This window comes from Bacteroidetes bacterium endosymbiont of Geopemphigus sp., assembly GCF_002904345.1.
Lineage (GTDB): Bacteria > Bacteroidota > Bacteroidia > Flavobacteriales > Blattabacteriaceae > GSPS2-BC2016.
The window spans coordinates 213,599-229,574 of the sequence record NZ_PEIH01000005.1; the positions used below are offsets into that span (position 1 = coordinate 213,599).

Below are 15,976 nucleotides of genomic sequence, written 5' to 3' on the forward strand. Positions count from 1 at the left end.
AATCAGAGTTCCGAAAAATTTAAAAAACTACAGATGAATGCATTCATCATAAGCATTTGCTGTAGCTTCCATAATAGCCTCGCTAAGGGTTGGGTGTGGATGTACCGCTTTAAGGACTTCATGGCCCGTAGTTTCAAGCTTGCGTGAGGTAACGGCTTCGGCAATCATCTCTGTAACCCCCGTGCCTATCATATGACAGCCCAACCACTCGCCATATTTAGCATCAAATATCACCTTAACAAAGCCTTCGGTGTCTCCATTGGCGGTAGCCCTTCCAAGGGCTGTAAAGGGAAATTTACCTATTTTAAGATCATAACCTTTTTCTCTGGCTTGTTCCTCGGTGAGTCCCACAGAGGCGATTTCCGGACCGCAATACGTACAAGAAGGAATATTTCCGTAATCCAGCGGCTCAGGATTCAGTCCTTTAATGTGCTCCACACATATGACGCCCTCTGCAGAGGCCACATGCGCCAACGCAGGACTTTGTACTAAATCTCCTATGGCATAATAACCCTCAACAGAGGTCCGATAAAAATGATCCACCACGACACGTCCTTTATCAATTGCAATACCCACCTCCTCGAGTCCGATATCCTCTATGTTGGGCGTAATACCTACTGCGGAAAGCACCACATCTGCTTCTAGAGAATGATCTTCTTTGGAGGTTTTGATAAAAACCTTTACCTTATCTTTAGAAGCCTCTATCCTCTCTACAGAGGAAGAAGTAAGCACTTCTACCCCGTTTTTTTTTAAAGAGCGTTCAAGTTGTTGAGAAATTTCCGAATCCTCTAGGGGTACAATACGCGAAAGATATTCCACCAGCGTAACCTTAGCACCCATAGCATTATAAAAATAGGCAAATTCCGCTCCTATAGCCCCAGAGCCCACCACTACCATGTGTTTTGGAAGTTCAGAGAGCACAAGCGCCTGTCGATAGCCGATCACTTTTTTACCATCTTGAGGAAGATTAGGCAGATTTCTAGATCGGGCACCTGTAGCGATGATGATATGATCAGCTGTATACTCAGAGGTTTTTCCCTCTTTATCGAGTACGCTTACTTTCTTACCCGCTTGAAGTTTCGCCACTCCAAAAATTACTTTAATCTTGTTCTTTCGCATCAAAAAGCTGATGCCCTTGCTCATCTTTTGAGCCACCTCCCGACTGCGTTTGATCACGGCGGGAAAGTCGGCACTGAGAGTTCTCTCGTCTAGACTTAAGCCGTAAGACTGCACGTGCTTTAAATAATTAAAAACTTGTGCGCTTTTAAGCAGGGCTTTGGTCGGTATACAGCCCCAGTTTAAACAGATTCCTCCAAGTTCTTCTTTTTCGATGACAACTGTTTTAAGACCCAGCTGCGCAGCACGTATAGCTGCTACATAACCCCCGGGGCCGCTACCGATAACGATCAAATTAAAATTCATAAAGATATACTTTTCATATAGATGAGATAATATATGCAAAGTTACGATTTATTCATAAAAATCACATAGAGATCAATAGATAAATAATCGTTTCAGATAAAACGATTTATAAATTATAAAAAATCATGCGGAAAAATCAATTTTTAAAATCTCTTTAATGATACCTTGTTAAAAATTGTTTTTTATCTAGAATAGATTCTGTAAATATTTATATTTAGATTTGTATCTTTAAATTACTAATTCTCATGAAATGAAATTGTATATTGGAAATTTACCATTTGAAACTAACGAAGAAGATCTTAAAAGTCTTCTTAAAGAAACCGGAGAGCAAATTAAAGATGCAAAAATCATCATCGATAGGGAAACAGGAAGGAGCAAGGGCTTCGGTTTTGTTGAAACCTCTGATGACAAAAGTGGACAAAACATCATAAATAAGCTCCACAAAAAAACTGTGGAGAGCAAAAACAGCAACAATCTGAGAGAAATTATAGTTGCTGAGGCGCGTGACAGAAAATAATTTTTAGATGTTATAAAATGGCAAAAAATGTTACATCTCTTTTGCCATTTTTTAAATGATCGGAATTGATTCAATAAAAAACTCATGAAAAAACTTCGCGGAACAGGCATAGCACTTGTAACACCCTTTGATAGGGAAAAAAAAGTGGACTTCGAGAGCTTGAGCCGCTTGAGCAAGTATGCTATAACAAAAGGTGTGAATTACCTGGTGATTTTAGGCACTACCGGTGAGCCGGCCACCTTGCGGGATGAGGAAAAAAATGAAATTATTTGCTGTGTTCAAAAAGCAAATCAGGAAAGGCTTCCTTTAGTTCTTAACATAGGTGGAAACAACACTCAGGAAGTAGTTGAAAAAATTCAAACTACAAATCTTTCAGGTTTTGAAGCTATTCTTTCAGTGACGCCTTACTACAATCGCCCCTCGCAAGAAGGTATCTATCAGCATTTTAAAACAATAGCGGAAAATACAGAAGCTAAAATTATCATCTATAACGTGCCTTCGCGCACAGGTTCGAATATACTTCCCAAAACCGTGCTTGCTCTGGCGCGAGCGTATAAAAATATCGCAGGTATTAAGGAAGCTTCTGGAAATCTTTTGCAAGCTTACGAGATTCTTAGAGAAAAACCTAGCCACTTTAGCCTGATCTCAGGAGATGATGCTTTAGCGCTTCCTATAACTCTTGGTGGAGGAGACGGCGTGATCTCAGTGCTTGCTCAAGCGCTACCTGATGAGTTTTCTAGTATGATCCGCTATGCGCTTAAAGGAAAACCTTTAGAGGCTTTTAAGCATTATTATAAATTCTTTGAACTTATGCACCTTATTTACCAAGAGGGTAACCCTGCCGGTGTGAAATCACTTTTACATAGCATTGGCATTTGCAAAACCCATGTAAGACTACCATTGGTAGAGGCTTCCGCAACGTTGGAGGAAAAAATAAAAAGAGCTTACGAAGGCTATACCAATATCACAACTTCTGGTAAGAAGAATAATATACTATGCTAAGCAACACTATTGAAAAAAGACTTAATGCGCAGCTCAGGCCTCACAGATCTACCTTTCCATGGCTTCAAAGGTTTTGAAGGTGTAGGCGAATTTCTTTATGTTCACTCTTATGAGGAACGAACACATATACTCAAATTACTGCGTTATATCAACGAGCAACGAGCGCGGAGGACCACATGGTCCAGGTTTTTCAGAGCTTTCTTCTCCTGAAGAAGAGTATAGCTCGCTAAAGAACCTTTTCACAAAACTTTTCGAGCATAAGAAAAAAAAATTCGAAAGAGATCAACGATCTGGTAAATATGACTTTGAAAGAAAAATATTATTCCATTCACAATTTTCTGCAATGGTATGTAGCTGAGAAAATTGAAGAAGAGCCCTTAGCTCAATTGATTCTTGATAAACTTCATTTGATTGATGAAGACAAAGGGGGTATCTGTCTTTTCGACAGGTATATTCAAAATTTCCATAAGCGAGCAAAAGTTTAAAAATTCAAGATATTATGAATAATATCCTAGAAGGTATTATTTTTGCACCATGCAGAAAAAAATAATCTTTCAGTTCTTTTTACCTTGGTTTTTAATTCTGAACGGATGCAATAAGGAACTCGACAATCCGCTTAAGAGCACCGATGTGACTTATATCTTTTCACAGGGAGATGCTTTCGTTTCCCAGAAAAAATATCCCCAGGCCTTACAGCTATACGAACGTGCTGCGCCTATGCTACGAGGAACAGAAAGCGCCAAAGATCTGATTTTCAAGACTGCCATGGCAAATTTTTACGATAAAAATTATAGCCTGGCGGCACATCAGTTTAAGAATTTTCATTCAAGTTATCTCCAGGATGAACGCGCTGAAGAGGCTCTTTTTCATTCAGCCTATTCCTATTATATGAGCTCGCCGGATTATAATTTAGACCAAAGCAGCACTTATGCCGCCATTGAGGAGTTACAAAACTTTATCAATCAATACCCTGGGAGTAAAAAAATTTTAGAAGTGAACACTTTTATTCAGACACTGACCAAGAAATTAGAAAAAAAATATTTTGAAATTGCCAAGATTTATCACGATATTATGCGATACAAGGCGGCGGTAAAGGCATTCGAGCAACTCATCAATGATTTTCCCGAGAGTCCACTGAGAGAAAAAGCCGAATACTACAGGTTAGATGCCCAGTATGAATTAGCAATACATAGTGATCCATCGCTGGAAAAAGAGCGACTTGAAGAGGTCTTAACCATGGTTGAAAACTTCAGAAAGTCCTATTCAGATTCTCAACATAAAGAGGAAATAATAAAAATTGAAAGAAGAGTGTCACAAAATCTTAAACATATCAATGAACTTTCCGCCCTGAAAAAATAACACATTTAATTAAAATTCTATGAAATTTAAAGATATTAAAGCACCTCTCTCCACTGAAACCATTGATCGAAGAGAGATGGAAAAATCTGGAGAAAACATCTACTCTATCATCAATATACTGGGTAAGCGCGCTAATCAAATCAACAGCATTATCAAAACCGAGCTTTATAAAAAGCTCGATGAATTTAACGCTTATAATGATTCGCTAGAGGAAGTTTTTGAAAATAAAGAACAAATTGAGCTTTCAAAATTTTATGAAGAGCTTCCCAAGCCTACAGCCATTGCTGTTCAGGAGTTTTTAGACAGAGAAGTTTATTTTCGGAAATCAGAAGATGACACTAAAATCGACTTATGATACCTTGGGAGGGAAAAAATATTTTAGGAGTCAGCGGCAGTATTGCTTCCTATAAGATTCCGATATTATTAATGCTACTTCTTGGTATGCAGTTAGAAATCAAAGTTTTAATGAGTCCTTCAGCTAAGAAATTTGTCAGAAAAAACACCTTAGCCACGCTTTCCAAAGTTCCTGTCTGGGACTCGTTCAGATACGGAGATCGTAACTGGAATAATTACGTGAACTTAGCATTTGGGCAGATGCATTTCTTATCGCTCCTGCTACGGCCAATATTTTTCGCTCCGGCGATGGATCTCGATATATACCTGGCATCCCACTACAAAAGAGAATATAGGGAGACTCCTTAAGAGAGGACATATTTTAATACCTTCTAAAAAAGGATGGCTCGCAAGCGGCTTACCTGGACAGGGACGAATGGCCGAACCTGAGCAATATTATAGGGACCCTGGTAAAACATTTTGAGAAAAAAACCTCTCATTTAAAAGAAAAAAAATACTTATCACCGCCGGATCTATCTATGAATCCATAAATCCAGTACGATTTCTGGAAAATCGATCCTCAGGAAAAATGGGCTTTTCCCTGGCAAAAGCTTCTGCGCAGCTGGGTGCAGAGGTAACGATCATTTATAGCCTGGTTAAGGAAACGATAGAGAAAAAGGGCGTAAGAAAAATTCCAGTCACTTCAGCTGAAGAAATGCTTAATAAAAGTTTAAAATACTTCAGGAAATGTGATGTGCTCATTATGGCCGCAGCCGTATCTGACTATAAGGCAGTTCTGCAATTTTAAAGGAAAAGATAAAGAAAAAACAAGCAAACCTCTCTCTTGAGTTGATTCGAAATCCTGATATCCTCAAAACCTTAGGAGCACAAAAGAAACATCAATATATCGTAGGTTTTGTGCTGGAGAGCGAAGATGAACTAGAAAATTCTAAGAAAAAACTGAAAGAAAAAAAGCTTGATTTTATCATACTGAATTCTTTGAAAGATGCAGGTGCAGGATTTGACAAGGATACTAATAAGATCATCTTAATCAATGATAAAGGAGAGACTCTCCCCCATAGAATTAAAAAGTAAAAAAGACCTGGATTTTGATATATTGAACTAGGTTTCGCAAACCTTAAGTTAATTTAAGGTTATGATGCGCTTATTAATCTTTCTTTTTAGAAGCGCAATGCGCGTGCGCGCAAGAGCTTTCGGAAAAGGTTAAAATCAACTACGAGAAACTACAAAACTCACGCACGCTTCTCTCTATGAAAATCTTGAAAAGGAGCTTAACGATTGGCTCAACCAAAGGCGTTAGGGCGCGATGATTTTCAGGCAAATGAAAATGATAGAATGCTTTGTTTTCAATCACTGTTAATAAGGTTTTCAGACCTCCTTGGATGTGATGCTGATACCTTTTCTAAGAGTGCAGGCAAGGAATATTTCCTGGCAGCACAAAAAATTGCCGGCAGTGTTGAATCAGAGAATCTTTTTTTGTTGGCTGGACTGGACCCATAGAAAAGGCTTGAATGTGATGTCTGAAAAACCAGCTGAAGGCAAACAAAACATCACTGAGACGCTTGTCGAACTTGACAAAATATCAGATATAGGCGCTGTTAATTCCTATCCTGTAGATATCTTTTTCAAGGCTAAAAAAAGAGGAGATCAGTAAGATTCTCAATGGCGCGGGCCTATCATACAAATTAATAAATTTTAACTTAAAAAAAGTTCTCATATCACTGGAATAATTTCAAGATTTGAATGCTTACAAAACTCTATATATTCAATTTTAGTATTATTAATAAAGCGGAACTCGATTTAGCTGGAGGTCTTACAAATCATCACGGGAGAAACCAGAGTAGGCAAATCTTTACTTATGAATGCCCTCTCCGGGCTTATCTCAGATAAAAGATCAGATAAAAGAGCAGATACCTCTGCTATTTTAGATAAAGAAAAATAAATAGCGAAGCTCATTTACGCAACTTCCTGAAAGCCTCTTAAAGCACTACTACATCGATAATGAGTCCAAACGATCTTACGAAGGGAAATACATCCTGGCGACAAGTCAAGAAGTTTTATTAATGATAGTCTGGTAAGTTTGGAGCAGTTTGGAAAACTAAGAAGAAAGCTCATCAATGATAGCTATCATCAGCTAAAATTCCTCGATAGCTATTGTAAAAATAATAAATTCCTAGAAGGAATAAGTATCAAAGATATTTTGAAAATACCAGTGCGTCAAAGAGCAACTACTCCAGTTAAAAGAGCGAGAAGCAAACCATCTGCGAAAGAAAGAGTACAATAATTTTCTCTTAAGAGCTTCATATGGCAAAGATCGTTGATAATGAGGAAAGGGAATTTGAGAGAGAAGCCTATCACATGCATGCTTAGGAAATAAGTAGATGGTTTTCCGAAGGCATCAGTCTGCTTGCTTCAACTGACACGTTTAAAAAACTTGTCTTGACAAATCTGCAGAACCTTCCCATCGTCATCATGAACTTACAGAACAATCCTATGTAGCATGGATCGAAACGAGTGATCTTTACAATGAAATAATCCATTGGATAAAGACCGTTGAATCACACCCGAAACATCTGGAAGTAATACATCAGCGCCTTGATTTACTCACCCAACTACAAAAAAAACATCAGGTAGCAAACTCGGGAGAATTATTGAAAGTTCTTGAAAAACTTGAAAAAGAATATCAGGAAACAGAAAATATTCACCTTGATCTGGAAGATTTAAAAAGAGAAGAACGTATATCATCGAATGAGCTAAAAAAGAAATATACAAATCTCAGTGATATAAGAAAAGAAAAAAAAGAGCTTTAGTAATTCATAATCACATTACTATATACACTAGAAATTCCGGAGGAAGAGTAAAAATACAACTCATCCCTGCAAAGGATCTGCATACGATGGAAGCTGAAAATATTCAGATACTTTTCTCTACCAATAAAGGAAGTCACTTGCAAGAACTCAGCAAAACCACCTCTGAAAATTTACAAAACATAAAACAGGAAAGAGCCATTATCCTTTTTAAGGAACTCATAAAAACAGATCAAATCGAAGAAATTGCGCAGATTCTCAGCGAAATAGCCGTTACCGAAGAGGCCTGATTGCAGGTTTAAATGTGCTTTTGTCTTCAGGAGCTAATTCAAAGGATTAAGAAGAAGTTTTTTGATAATCGTCGAGAAATTTTTTCAGACCAATATCCGTAAGGGGATGATGCGCAAGACTCTTGATCACCTCCAGAGGCGCTGTAATGACATCAGCGCCTATTTTTGCACAATTGACAATATGCATGGAATGACGTACCGAAGCGGCCAAAATTTCCGTTTCAAAGTCATAACTGTCATATACCATTCGTATATCCTGAATAAGCTGAAGACCATCTGAAGAAATATCATCGAGTCTTCCTATAAAAGGCGAGACATAGGTAGCTCCCACCTTAGCTGCTAAGAGCGCCTGAGATAAAGAAAAAACCAAAGTACAGTTGGTACGTATGCCTTGTTCATAAAAATGATGAATAGCGCGAATGCCATCGATGGTCATGGGGATTTTCACGACGATTTGCGAATGCAAATTCGCCAGAATTTCTCCCTCAGAGCACATGCCTTCATAATTAGTGGCAATCACCTCAGCGCTTACATCTCCTTGAATGACTTCACAGATGCTCAGGTAGTGTGCGTGAAGGTTCTTTTCGCCACTGATTCCTTGTTTAGCCATCAGCGATGGGTTAGTGGTGACGCCATCGAGAACACCTAATTCATTGGCTTGACGTATTTGATCAAGGTCAGCCGTATCTATAAAAAATTTCATGAAATATTTTTTTCGGATCAAAAGTAAAGATTATTCCGATTTTTGTATAAAATATTATTCAACTATTTCAATGAATCATCGAATAAAAAACATACTTACCACAGGTACAATCGGTTATAGGAAATCGCTTAAGCGAAATGCTCTATGAACGAGGCTATAAAAGGTATCTGAGGAGAGGATATAAAGTTAAAGGAAATTTCCCTGTTTATTTATGGGATTCCAAAAGGATTTCATCGATACAAAAACCTTATATCAATTGCATAATATCATTCATTTGGCAGGAGCGCTCAGGAAAAGATAATAATTTCATAAGTCCGCGGCGTAAGCGCGCGTTTTTTATGGCAACACATAAGGAAATCCAAAGAGCAACCTGAGTGTTTCTATAAGTGCCGGAGGTGTCAGTTATTTCGGGAGCATTACTCAAAAAAGCCTTTACGGAAGAGGATCCTCCGGGGATAGATTTTCTCGCACAAGTGTGTCAAGCATGGGAGGCTAACGCAGATCTCTCTCAAAAAAAAAGTGGTATTCTCACAGTGAAATTACGCACAGGCGCCGCCCTTTCTGGAAAGGGCGGCGCCTTACAAAGTATGGAAAAAAATTATAAAATATTATCTGGGTGCTCCGCTAGGAAATGGGAATCAATCCATGTCTTTTTTTTGCTTTATTTCATTGGGAAGAACGCTGATACTATACCGGAAAGCATGCTGAAAGCATGTATAAAATAGACCTAAAAGCGCGTTTAGCAGGAAAGTAATAAATAAGCTTGAAAAGCGCCGGATCATATATAAAATCTTTAATAAAACCAAAATCTAATCTAGATATCTTATATTATTTGCTTTTTCGAATTAAAAATACCTTCCTTTTCATAAAAAGTAACTTTTCCTGTGCTCAAATCATATTTGGCCGGAATAATTCCTACTTCTCCGTTATCGATCATTTCCTTAAGTACACGACTATTCTGTAAAATATAATGAACGCTTTGCCTCAAATGCAAATCGCATACCTTTTCAACGAATTCTTCATTTTTAGAATTTCTGTTTTCGATGATGCTCGTCTCAGCCTGAACGGCGGGGTAAATCTTAGCCAAAAGTTTTGAAAGATTTTCCATCTGTACTTCGTCGCAAGCGCCTTTGATAGCGCCGCATCGGGTATGTCCTAATAAGACGATAAGCTTCGAATCTGCGATTTTACAAGCATACTCGATCGAACCCAATACATCATAATTGATGGCATTACCTGCAATTCGTATACTAAAAACATCCCCCAGCCCTTGATCAAAAATCAGCTCAGAAGAAATACGTGAATCCATACAGCTGAGAATAACGGCAAAAGGCCACTGATTTTCAGAAGTGACATTAATCATTTGCAAATGATCATGATCTCGGTTAATGGCGTTAATAAAGCGAAAATTTCCTTCTTGTAAAAATCTAAGCGCTTCTTTAGGGCTAAGATCGTGTGAAGCTTTGTTTTTATGATATTTCATAAAATGTCCTAAATTTACTTATTAACCTTATCTCTCTTGAACTGTCTGATGGGTCTTTCATACCTTCCGGAGAAGAGTTTGGGTTGTTCATTATTTGAAAGCAACTTATCGGGAATAACCTCTAAAGCGTTCTCAATATTGTAAATATTTTTGAAACCTATAAAGGATACTTTGATATTTTTAGTAGGTACTCTGAATTCCCTGAACTCCCTAAGCAAGTCCAGAACATCGAAATCTATGTAAGCGGTTTGGCATCGATGATAAGATTAGTGCCTTCAGGAATGTTATCAAGGGTTTCTTTGATACTTTATTTGTTCAGAAAAGACACCTCCTGAGAAAAAGTCAAATGAATGAGTTCCCCGTTGGAATAAGTGATGCGTTTATAAATAATAAGGAATTTTCTTCTGACGCAGCATAAAAATATGCTCAATACCATACCAATATACTACTCCATTGAGCAAATCCAGGAATACCACCGTAATAAAGGTTATTATAAAAGGTATTGAAGGCATGCTAGCAGCTATCGGTCTGATCATTATTATGAAGCAGGTTCCTTACCTTTGGGCTTTGATGTGGAAAAGACTACGGAATTCATGCTTTTGGAATCAGGATTTTCTTTTATTCATCACTCGCTTAAACATATCAGCCTAGGAATATTGCTTACCGGCTTAATCTCACTGGTCTTGCTCATTTTTTGAGAACAACCCTTCATGAAAATTTTAGGTCATACCCGCTGCGATTATAGTGGTGGTATTGGGCATCTTCATGAAATATATTGTTTTCTTCTTTTCCCTCCTCTCTAGCGGCAGAAAGTTGAAATTATATGGTATAATCTACCCATAGCTGCTAATATTAAAGAATATATCGGACAGTTTACACTTCCTGACTTTAGTGGATTTTCTAACCTACACGTATGGCAGATCGCTTTGGTCATACGCTAATAAGCTGCTTATCGATAGTTTAGTTTTCTGTTGAATATATTAATAAACTGGAACCATTACGTTACGCTCTTAGAAGTCGTGAGCTTAAGGCGCAAGGTATCGGCAATACCGTCAACATCCTTCTCGAAGGTTTGCCTGTTACTTCAGTTATCGTAAGGTCTTCGGAAAATCTAAACGCAGGCGGATGAATTAAAATCGCTACCATAACACATGGCGCTTTGTTAATATTATGTGTAGCCTTAGTGTCGGGCCTTCTCAATGAAATTCCCTTAGCCGCTTTGGTACTGTTTTAATCATGGTGGACTAATACCTACAGGACAATTATATTTCGCCAAAACAGGTATATTGATATAATATCTTATTAAATAAAGCTCTATCTCTATGTACTCTAAATTTATCAAACGTTTCCCCTTTGATTGTGGTGGTATTTTTTTTGAATTTTTAAAATGATTTGACAATGACTTATCCACGTTAAAAATAGGGGCTATGCCTATCCCTGCTTTGACTCCGAAATAAAATTCGTATTTCTGAGCAGATCGTTTAAAACGAGAAGATTCCTGAACCTTGAGCGAACTTACTATAAAAAACAAGGTAAAGACAAATAAATGATTATCTTCTTCATAAAGAAGAATTATGTAATCCATAGGAAAAAGTATTTTACTTATTACGTAAGTAAAATACATTATTTATATAATTAAATAATGTAAAATTATTATTTTAAAATTCATAAAAAATTTATATATAGAGATAAAAAAGTCCCAGAATATTCTGGGACTTTTTAGTAAGCACCGATGAAAAATATCGAAAAGCTATTAGAACATATAGCCTACACCTAAATGATAGCCTAAACCTCCGGCGAGGGCGAAATCAAATTTATCAGTATCATCCTTAATGTGATCTTTGTAACTCATCTGGAAGTTTTTCTCCGTCAGGAACTTTTAAGCTGATTGTTGATAACAAAACCTATTTGGTGGTCTAATTCCAGATAAAAACCGCTTAGCATAGAGCTAGGAAATATATAGTGAAGTATCACAGGTAAATTGATATAGTCAAGCCTTCTCGTAAATACTCCTTGTTCTTTACCTATCTGGTGAGAATATATAAGCTCAGTTTGAATGGAAAATCCATCGGCGAGTATATAACCGAGATAAACTCTGGCGTGCATTCCCGAGCGCAAGCTCGAACTTTTTACTCCGGAGGAATTTCCAAGTTTAGATATATTCAGCCCACTTTTTATTCCAAAATATGTTCTCCTCTGGCAGGCATGGCAGAGAACTCACAGACGGGAAACATGGTTTTTTCGTAGAGCTGAATGGAGGTAAAAAACAATGCAAATGATAAGATGTCAAGTAGTCTTTTCATACATTTTTTATTAATGTGTTAACACAAATTTATATATTCCTTTTATAAAAAGGAAGAATCGTAATTGAGAAAAAAAAACTCAACCATACATAAAAAAGAATATAAACAGACCGTTTTATTTAAAAAAAATATCTAAATCAAAAAATAACTGATTTATAAGGATATTAAAAAATAGCTCTGAAATAAATTCTCATAAACTATGAACGAAAGAGAGAAAACAAAAGGCCTTGAAAATTTCAAGGCCTTTTGTAAAAAAATCTTTTATAAAAATATCTCTGTCTTAAAAGACATAGGCCAGACCTGTCTGAAATACTGAATTTTTATTTGAAGAAATCTTATCAGCTTTATAAACATTGGTAAGACCTATGGTGTATCGCGCGGTAAGGCCTAAGTCCGGAACTTTAAAATACTGACTTACATCGTATTTTACCCCTAGGGTCAGGCTAAAATCAAATCCATTGGCTTTTTTTGGAGAATCGCCAGGGTGATAATTGTCTTTATTTATGGCAAAACCCAATTGAGGACCCATCTCAAAAGCGAGCGAATCTACCAAACGATACTGAAACATAATAGGAATATTTAAATAGCCGTTTGATACGGTTTCTTTCAGGGATTTATTTTTAAAGCCTTGTGAGGAAAATAAAAGTTCGGGTTGTATGGACATATCCTGGTCTATATTGTATCTTCCGTAAACACCGGCGTTAAAACCTGTACGAGAAGAAATGTTATTTAAACTTATAACGCTCGAAAAATTAACCCCTGACTTTACACCGTATTCCATTTGTTTAAACACTTTCTTGGTACATTCTATAGTTTTATCTAGCCTCTGACCTATCGTCTGGGACTGGGTTGATAAGACGCCTGAAAACAGGCCTATGGTTAGAAATAGTTTTTTCATGTTTTACAATTTTTATTCAAATGTAAACAAATCAGCACTATAATAAAAACTTTCAAAGTATTTCTAATCTGTATAAATTCACCTAGAGACTAAGTATTTCAAATAATTTATTTAACTCCCAAAAAGAAATAAGAAGTTAAAAAGGGACACAAATACGAACGATCAGCGTTTTTCTCTACATGTTAATTGCAAAGAGCTCCTGCACAGTACATGGTGAAATTCCTAAAAGCGAAACTAAGGGAAATTCTCTCTGAGAAACCTTTTTCTTCTCTTAAAGGCTTACAACGCAGAATTAAATTATTAAAGCAAAACCTGGTTGACAAGAATTCTATCGCTAGATATCTGTAAAGTTACGTAAGTTTCAAATAATCAGATAAAAGAAACAAAAGCTGCGCGCATTAAGAAACTTAAAAACAAATAAAAGCCTTTTTTTTAAATAAAAAAATTCTTACTTAAACTAAGTTTTTTTTCTGCCTTTTTCACATATGAATAGATTATAAATCTCTTATATATAAACAGATTGAAAACTTTAATAACGTAAAACTTATTTTGCAACGAGTAACAAGTAGTTTTTGATAGTTTATCATTATTAAAGAGTTTGAATTAAAGTTTTTTAAATGAGATATCATATTTATTACAAATAAATTCATACTAAATCCATTTTTATAAGATTTTTTTCAGCTTTAAAGACACAAAGCTCTTTGTTTTTTGATATTTAGATATTTATCTAATGCTTTTTAGGTGAAAGAGGATCTAGATATAAATACGTTGCATCAAACAAATACCTTTTATAAAAGCAAAACGCACCTTATTAAGCCCTGAAAAACTCTTTCATAGCCTTTATATTATCTTTTATACAAATAAGGTTTTCAAGAGAAAAATAAGCTCTCTTTCAAGCTATAATCACTTAAATTATTTGTTCCAACGTTAATTTATCTCCCCGGCTATCAAACTTTTTCTTCAGATTTTGTCTTTTTGTGAGTATTACAAAATAATATAATTTAATCTTTTATTTAACTTATGAAAGAAATTCAAGAACTCTTTATGAGAAGAGCCTTGCTCTTAGCTAAAAAAGGGGTGGGTACTACACGGCCCAATCCTATGGTAGGCTGCGTGATAGAAAAAGATGAGAAAATCATCGGAGAAGGTTGGCATTATAAAAGTGGCGGGCCGCATGCGGAGGTTGTGGCTATAAACTCAGTAAAAAATCCTCCGGAGTTTAATAAATCTACTCTGTACGTCACACTGGAACCCTGCTCACATCATGGAAAAACAAGCCCGTGCACAGACTTGATCATCCAAAAAAAAATACCGAGAGTTGTTATAGGAACTCAAGATTCCTATGAAAAAGTAAACAGAACGGGAATAAAGAAACTCAAATCCGCCGGAATAAAAGTCATTGAAAGTGTACTCGAAGAAGATTGCCGTATACTTAACCGGCGTTTTTTAAATTTTCATGAAAAAAAAAGACCTTATATTGTCTTAAAATGGGCGCAAAGTAATGATGGATTTATGGATGTTTTACCTCATCAGAAAAATACGGGAGAAATTTTCTGGATCAGCAATGTTTATTCAAGGCAACTAACTCATCTTTGGCGTACTCAGGAGGAAGCTTTACTCATCGGAACGCAAACGGCCCGAAACGACAATCCTCAACTAAACGCCCGGCACTGGTACGGAAATAACCCCTGGCGTGTCTTGCTGGATAAAAACCTCCGTTTACCTTGTTCGCTAAATATATACGATCAACAACAACCTACCCTGATCTTTACAGAAGAAACACCTCCTGAGAATAAAAATAAGACGCGTTTCATACAAACGCTTTTCAATGAGAGATTTCTTGAAAATATGTTAAAAAACATTTATGATCTTAATGTCCAGTCATTGATGGTGGAAGGTGGTAAAAAAACTCTGGAAAGCTTTATCGAAAAAAAACTGTGGGATGAAAGCAGAATTTTCATTGCCGGAAAAAATTTAAAAAATGGATTAAACGCGCCTATGGTACAGGGAAAAATATGGAGGCAAAGAACTATTGATAATGACAGACTTCTGATTCTTATCCCTGATGGTGCAAAATGACACGAGTGGCTTTTTCTCCATAACCAGAGCGGCTGAAGAAGTGGTTTATAAGGAGAATAATAGCAAATTATTCGGTTATGCTTATCGAAAGTGATATTCAAGAAATCAAAGCATATCTCTCAAGCTGCACGCAAAAACACCCACGTGCGCGCGGCATTTCTACTACGCTTATCGATTGGAGGACACGAATTCACGAATTATGGATTTTCAAACGATCAAAAACCTTGCTTTCAGCCGCGGAGTCGCCGATCTTTCAGAAGATCGTTTCAAAAGAGCTTTATAATACGCTCTTGATCATAGTACGTTATTTTTGAGGAACAAAATTAGGAATCGGAGGGATTGATACGAGCTTACAAAAATTGCACAGAAAGCACTCTCAAGAACACTGCCATTGACAAGATAATAGAATGGAATAGATATGTAATAGAGCTCGTTTATGAAGACTTAGCTCCATCTTACCGATGGATCGAAAAATCCAATACTATTTTCATTGATTGCCGGATCAACGAAAATAAAGCTTCATTAATTATCTGGATGGAAAAATTTGAAGCAATTGATTTTAAAGAAGGCTTTCAAAGGCTAGATCTGAATTATAAAACAGAAGAAAAATGAGGTTTAAGCTTTTGATGAATAAAACCCGGACATCGAACAGGGTGTCTGCTTGGAAATAGTGCTTGCCTTGGATAAAAAATCCGTATTTTTATTATAAAATTTATAATAAAGATGGATACGTATTCCTAAAGAAAGAGACTTCAGATA

At 36.5% G+C, this 15,976-nt stretch carries 22 protein-coding genes; 15 read left to right on the top strand and 7 right to left on the bottom strand.

Annotated elements, in window-relative coordinates; translation table 11 throughout:
- Positions 1 to 27: 27 nt before the first annotated feature.
- Positions 28 to 1,422 carry a dihydrolipoyl dehydrogenase gene (gene lpdA, locus CS842_RS02185; RefSeq protein ID WP_103327272.1) on the bottom strand — a complete coding sequence of 465 codons (1,395 nt, stop codon included), beginning with the start codon at positions 1,420 to 1,422 and terminating at the stop codon, positions 28 to 30.
- A 250-nt stretch (positions 1,423 to 1,672) separates the two neighbouring features.
- Here lpdA and CS842_RS02190 point away from each other — a divergent pair, with 250 nt between their 5' ends.
- The 11 genes from CS842_RS02190 (at position 1,673) to CS842_RS02230 (ending at position 7,751) form a co-directional block, all read left to right on the top strand.
- Positions 1,673 to 1,939 carry an RNA recognition motif domain-containing protein gene (locus CS842_RS02190; RefSeq protein WP_103327273.1) on the top strand — a complete coding sequence of 89 codons (267 nt, stop codon included), beginning with the start codon at positions 1,673 to 1,675 and terminating at the stop codon, positions 1,937 to 1,939.
- Between the two features lie 84 nt (positions 1,940 to 2,023).
- Positions 2,024 to 2,941: a 4-hydroxy-tetrahydrodipicolinate synthase gene (gene dapA / locus CS842_RS02195; protein ID WP_103327274.1), complete on the top strand. Its 918-nt coding sequence runs from the start codon at positions 2,024 to 2,026 to the stop codon at positions 2,939 to 2,941.
- A gap of 299 nt (positions 2,942 to 3,240) precedes the next feature.
- Entirely contained in the window at positions 3,241 to 3,426 is a 186-nt protein-coding gene (locus tag CS842_RS07575; protein ID WP_346962748.1) for a hypothetical protein, read from the top strand.
- Positions 3,427 to 3,475: 49 nt separating this feature from the next.
- Positions 3,476 to 4,300: an outer membrane protein assembly factor BamD gene (locus tag CS842_RS02205; RefSeq protein WP_103327275.1), complete on the top strand. Its 825-nt coding sequence runs from the start codon at positions 3,476 to 3,478 to the stop codon at positions 4,298 to 4,300.
- Positions 4,301 to 4,319: 19 nt separating this feature from the next.
- Positions 4,320 to 4,655, top strand: a complete 336-nt coding sequence (locus CS842_RS02210) for a DNA-directed RNA polymerase subunit omega (RefSeq protein WP_103327276.1) — start codon at positions 4,320 to 4,322, stop codon at positions 4,653 to 4,655.
- On the top strand, positions 4,652 to 5,002 hold the full coding sequence (locus CS842_RS07120) for a flavoprotein (RefSeq protein WP_241518418.1): 351 nt from the start codon (positions 4,652 to 4,654) through the stop codon (positions 5,000 to 5,002). Before CS842_RS02210 ends, CS842_RS07120 begins: the two co-directional genes overlap by 4 nt.
- A gap of 178 nt (positions 5,003 to 5,180) precedes the next feature.
- Positions 5,181 to 5,441, top strand: a complete 261-nt coding sequence (locus tag CS842_RS07410) for a phosphopantothenoylcysteine decarboxylase domain-containing protein (protein WP_265614229.1) — start codon at positions 5,181 to 5,183, stop codon at positions 5,439 to 5,441.
- Between the two features lie 41 nt (positions 5,442 to 5,482).
- A complete protein-coding gene (locus CS842_RS07415; RefSeq protein ID WP_265614195.1) occupies positions 5,483 to 5,728 on the top strand; it encodes a phosphopantothenoylcysteine decarboxylase domain-containing protein in 246 nt (81 codons plus the stop codon).
- Positions 5,729 to 6,110: 382 nt separating this feature from the next.
- Positions 6,111 to 6,308, top strand: a complete 198-nt coding sequence (locus CS842_RS06495) for a type IX secretion component PorD family protein (protein ID WP_195909833.1) — start codon at positions 6,111 to 6,113, stop codon at positions 6,306 to 6,308.
- Between the two features lie 997 nt (positions 6,309 to 7,305).
- Positions 7,306 to 7,464: a hypothetical protein gene (locus tag CS842_RS06815; RefSeq protein ID WP_195909834.1), complete on the top strand. Its 159-nt coding sequence runs from the start codon at positions 7,306 to 7,308 to the stop codon at positions 7,462 to 7,464.
- Between the two features lie 86 nt (positions 7,465 to 7,550).
- On the top strand, positions 7,551 to 7,751 hold the full coding sequence (locus tag CS842_RS02230) for a hypothetical protein (protein WP_103327279.1): 201 nt from the start codon (positions 7,551 to 7,553) through the stop codon (positions 7,749 to 7,751).
- Between the two features lie 46 nt (positions 7,752 to 7,797).
- Here CS842_RS02230 and fsa read toward each other — a convergent pair whose 3' ends face one another.
- Positions 7,798 to 8,454: a fructose-6-phosphate aldolase gene (gene fsa, locus CS842_RS02235; protein WP_103327280.1), complete on the bottom strand. Its 657-nt coding sequence runs from the start codon at positions 8,452 to 8,454 to the stop codon at positions 7,798 to 7,800.
- 395 nt (positions 8,455 to 8,849) lie between these two features.
- Here fsa and CS842_RS02245 point away from each other — a divergent pair, with 395 nt between their 5' ends.
- Positions 8,850 to 9,179 (top strand): hypothetical protein, encoded by a 330-nt coding sequence (locus CS842_RS02245; protein ID WP_146037430.1) that lies wholly within the window; start codon positions 8,850 to 8,852, stop codon positions 9,177 to 9,179.
- A 98-nt stretch (positions 9,180 to 9,277) separates the two neighbouring features.
- On the opposite strand, the gene CS842_RS02250 is transcribed toward CS842_RS02245, so the two are convergent.
- From CS842_RS02250 to CS842_RS02265, 5 genes are all read right to left on the bottom strand, one after another.
- Positions 9,278 to 9,937: a carbonic anhydrase gene (locus tag CS842_RS02250; RefSeq protein WP_103327283.1), complete on the bottom strand. Its 660-nt coding sequence runs from the start codon at positions 9,935 to 9,937 to the stop codon at positions 9,278 to 9,280.
- A 1,234-nt stretch (positions 9,938 to 11,171) separates the two neighbouring features.
- Entirely contained in the window at positions 11,172 to 11,522 is a 351-nt protein-coding gene (locus tag CS842_RS02255) for a hypothetical protein (protein ID WP_146037431.1), read from the bottom strand.
- 284 nt (positions 11,523 to 11,806) lie between these two features.
- On the bottom strand, positions 11,807 to 12,115 hold the full coding sequence (locus tag CS842_RS07790) for an outer membrane beta-barrel protein (protein WP_103327285.1): 309 nt from the start codon (positions 12,113 to 12,115) through the stop codon (positions 11,807 to 11,809).
- On the bottom strand, positions 12,112 to 12,240 hold the full coding sequence (locus CS842_RS07420) for a hypothetical protein (protein WP_265614194.1): 129 nt from the start codon (positions 12,238 to 12,240) through the stop codon (positions 12,112 to 12,114). Before CS842_RS07420 ends, CS842_RS07790 begins: the two co-directional genes overlap by 4 nt.
- A gap of 280 nt (positions 12,241 to 12,520) precedes the next feature.
- Positions 12,521 to 13,138 carry a porin family protein gene (locus CS842_RS02265; protein ID WP_103327286.1) on the bottom strand — a complete coding sequence of 206 codons (618 nt, stop codon included), beginning with the start codon at positions 13,136 to 13,138 and terminating at the stop codon, positions 12,521 to 12,523.
- Positions 13,139 to 14,158: 1,020 nt separating this feature from the next.
- Between CS842_RS02265 and ribD the strand changes: the two genes are divergently transcribed.
- The 3 genes from ribD to CS842_RS02280 all read left to right on the top strand — a co-directional run bounded on the left by ribD (position 14,159) and on the right by CS842_RS02280 (position 15,829).
- Positions 14,159 to 15,217, top strand: coding sequence for a bifunctional diaminohydroxyphosphoribosylaminopyrimidine deaminase/5-amino-6-(5-phosphoribosylamino)uracil reductase RibD (ribD, locus tag CS842_RS02270; RefSeq protein WP_103327287.1), 1,059 nt, complete (start codon positions 14,159 to 14,161; stop codon positions 15,215 to 15,217).
- A 77-nt stretch (positions 15,218 to 15,294) separates the two neighbouring features.
- A complete protein-coding gene (locus CS842_RS02275) occupies positions 15,295 to 15,531 on the top strand; it encodes a hypothetical protein (RefSeq protein ID WP_103327288.1) in 237 nt (78 codons plus the stop codon).
- Positions 15,532 to 15,556: 25 nt separating this feature from the next.
- Entirely contained in the window at positions 15,557 to 15,829 is a 273-nt protein-coding gene (locus CS842_RS02280) for a hypothetical protein (RefSeq protein WP_103327289.1), read from the top strand.
- Positions 15,830 to 15,976: the final 147 nt, after the last annotated feature.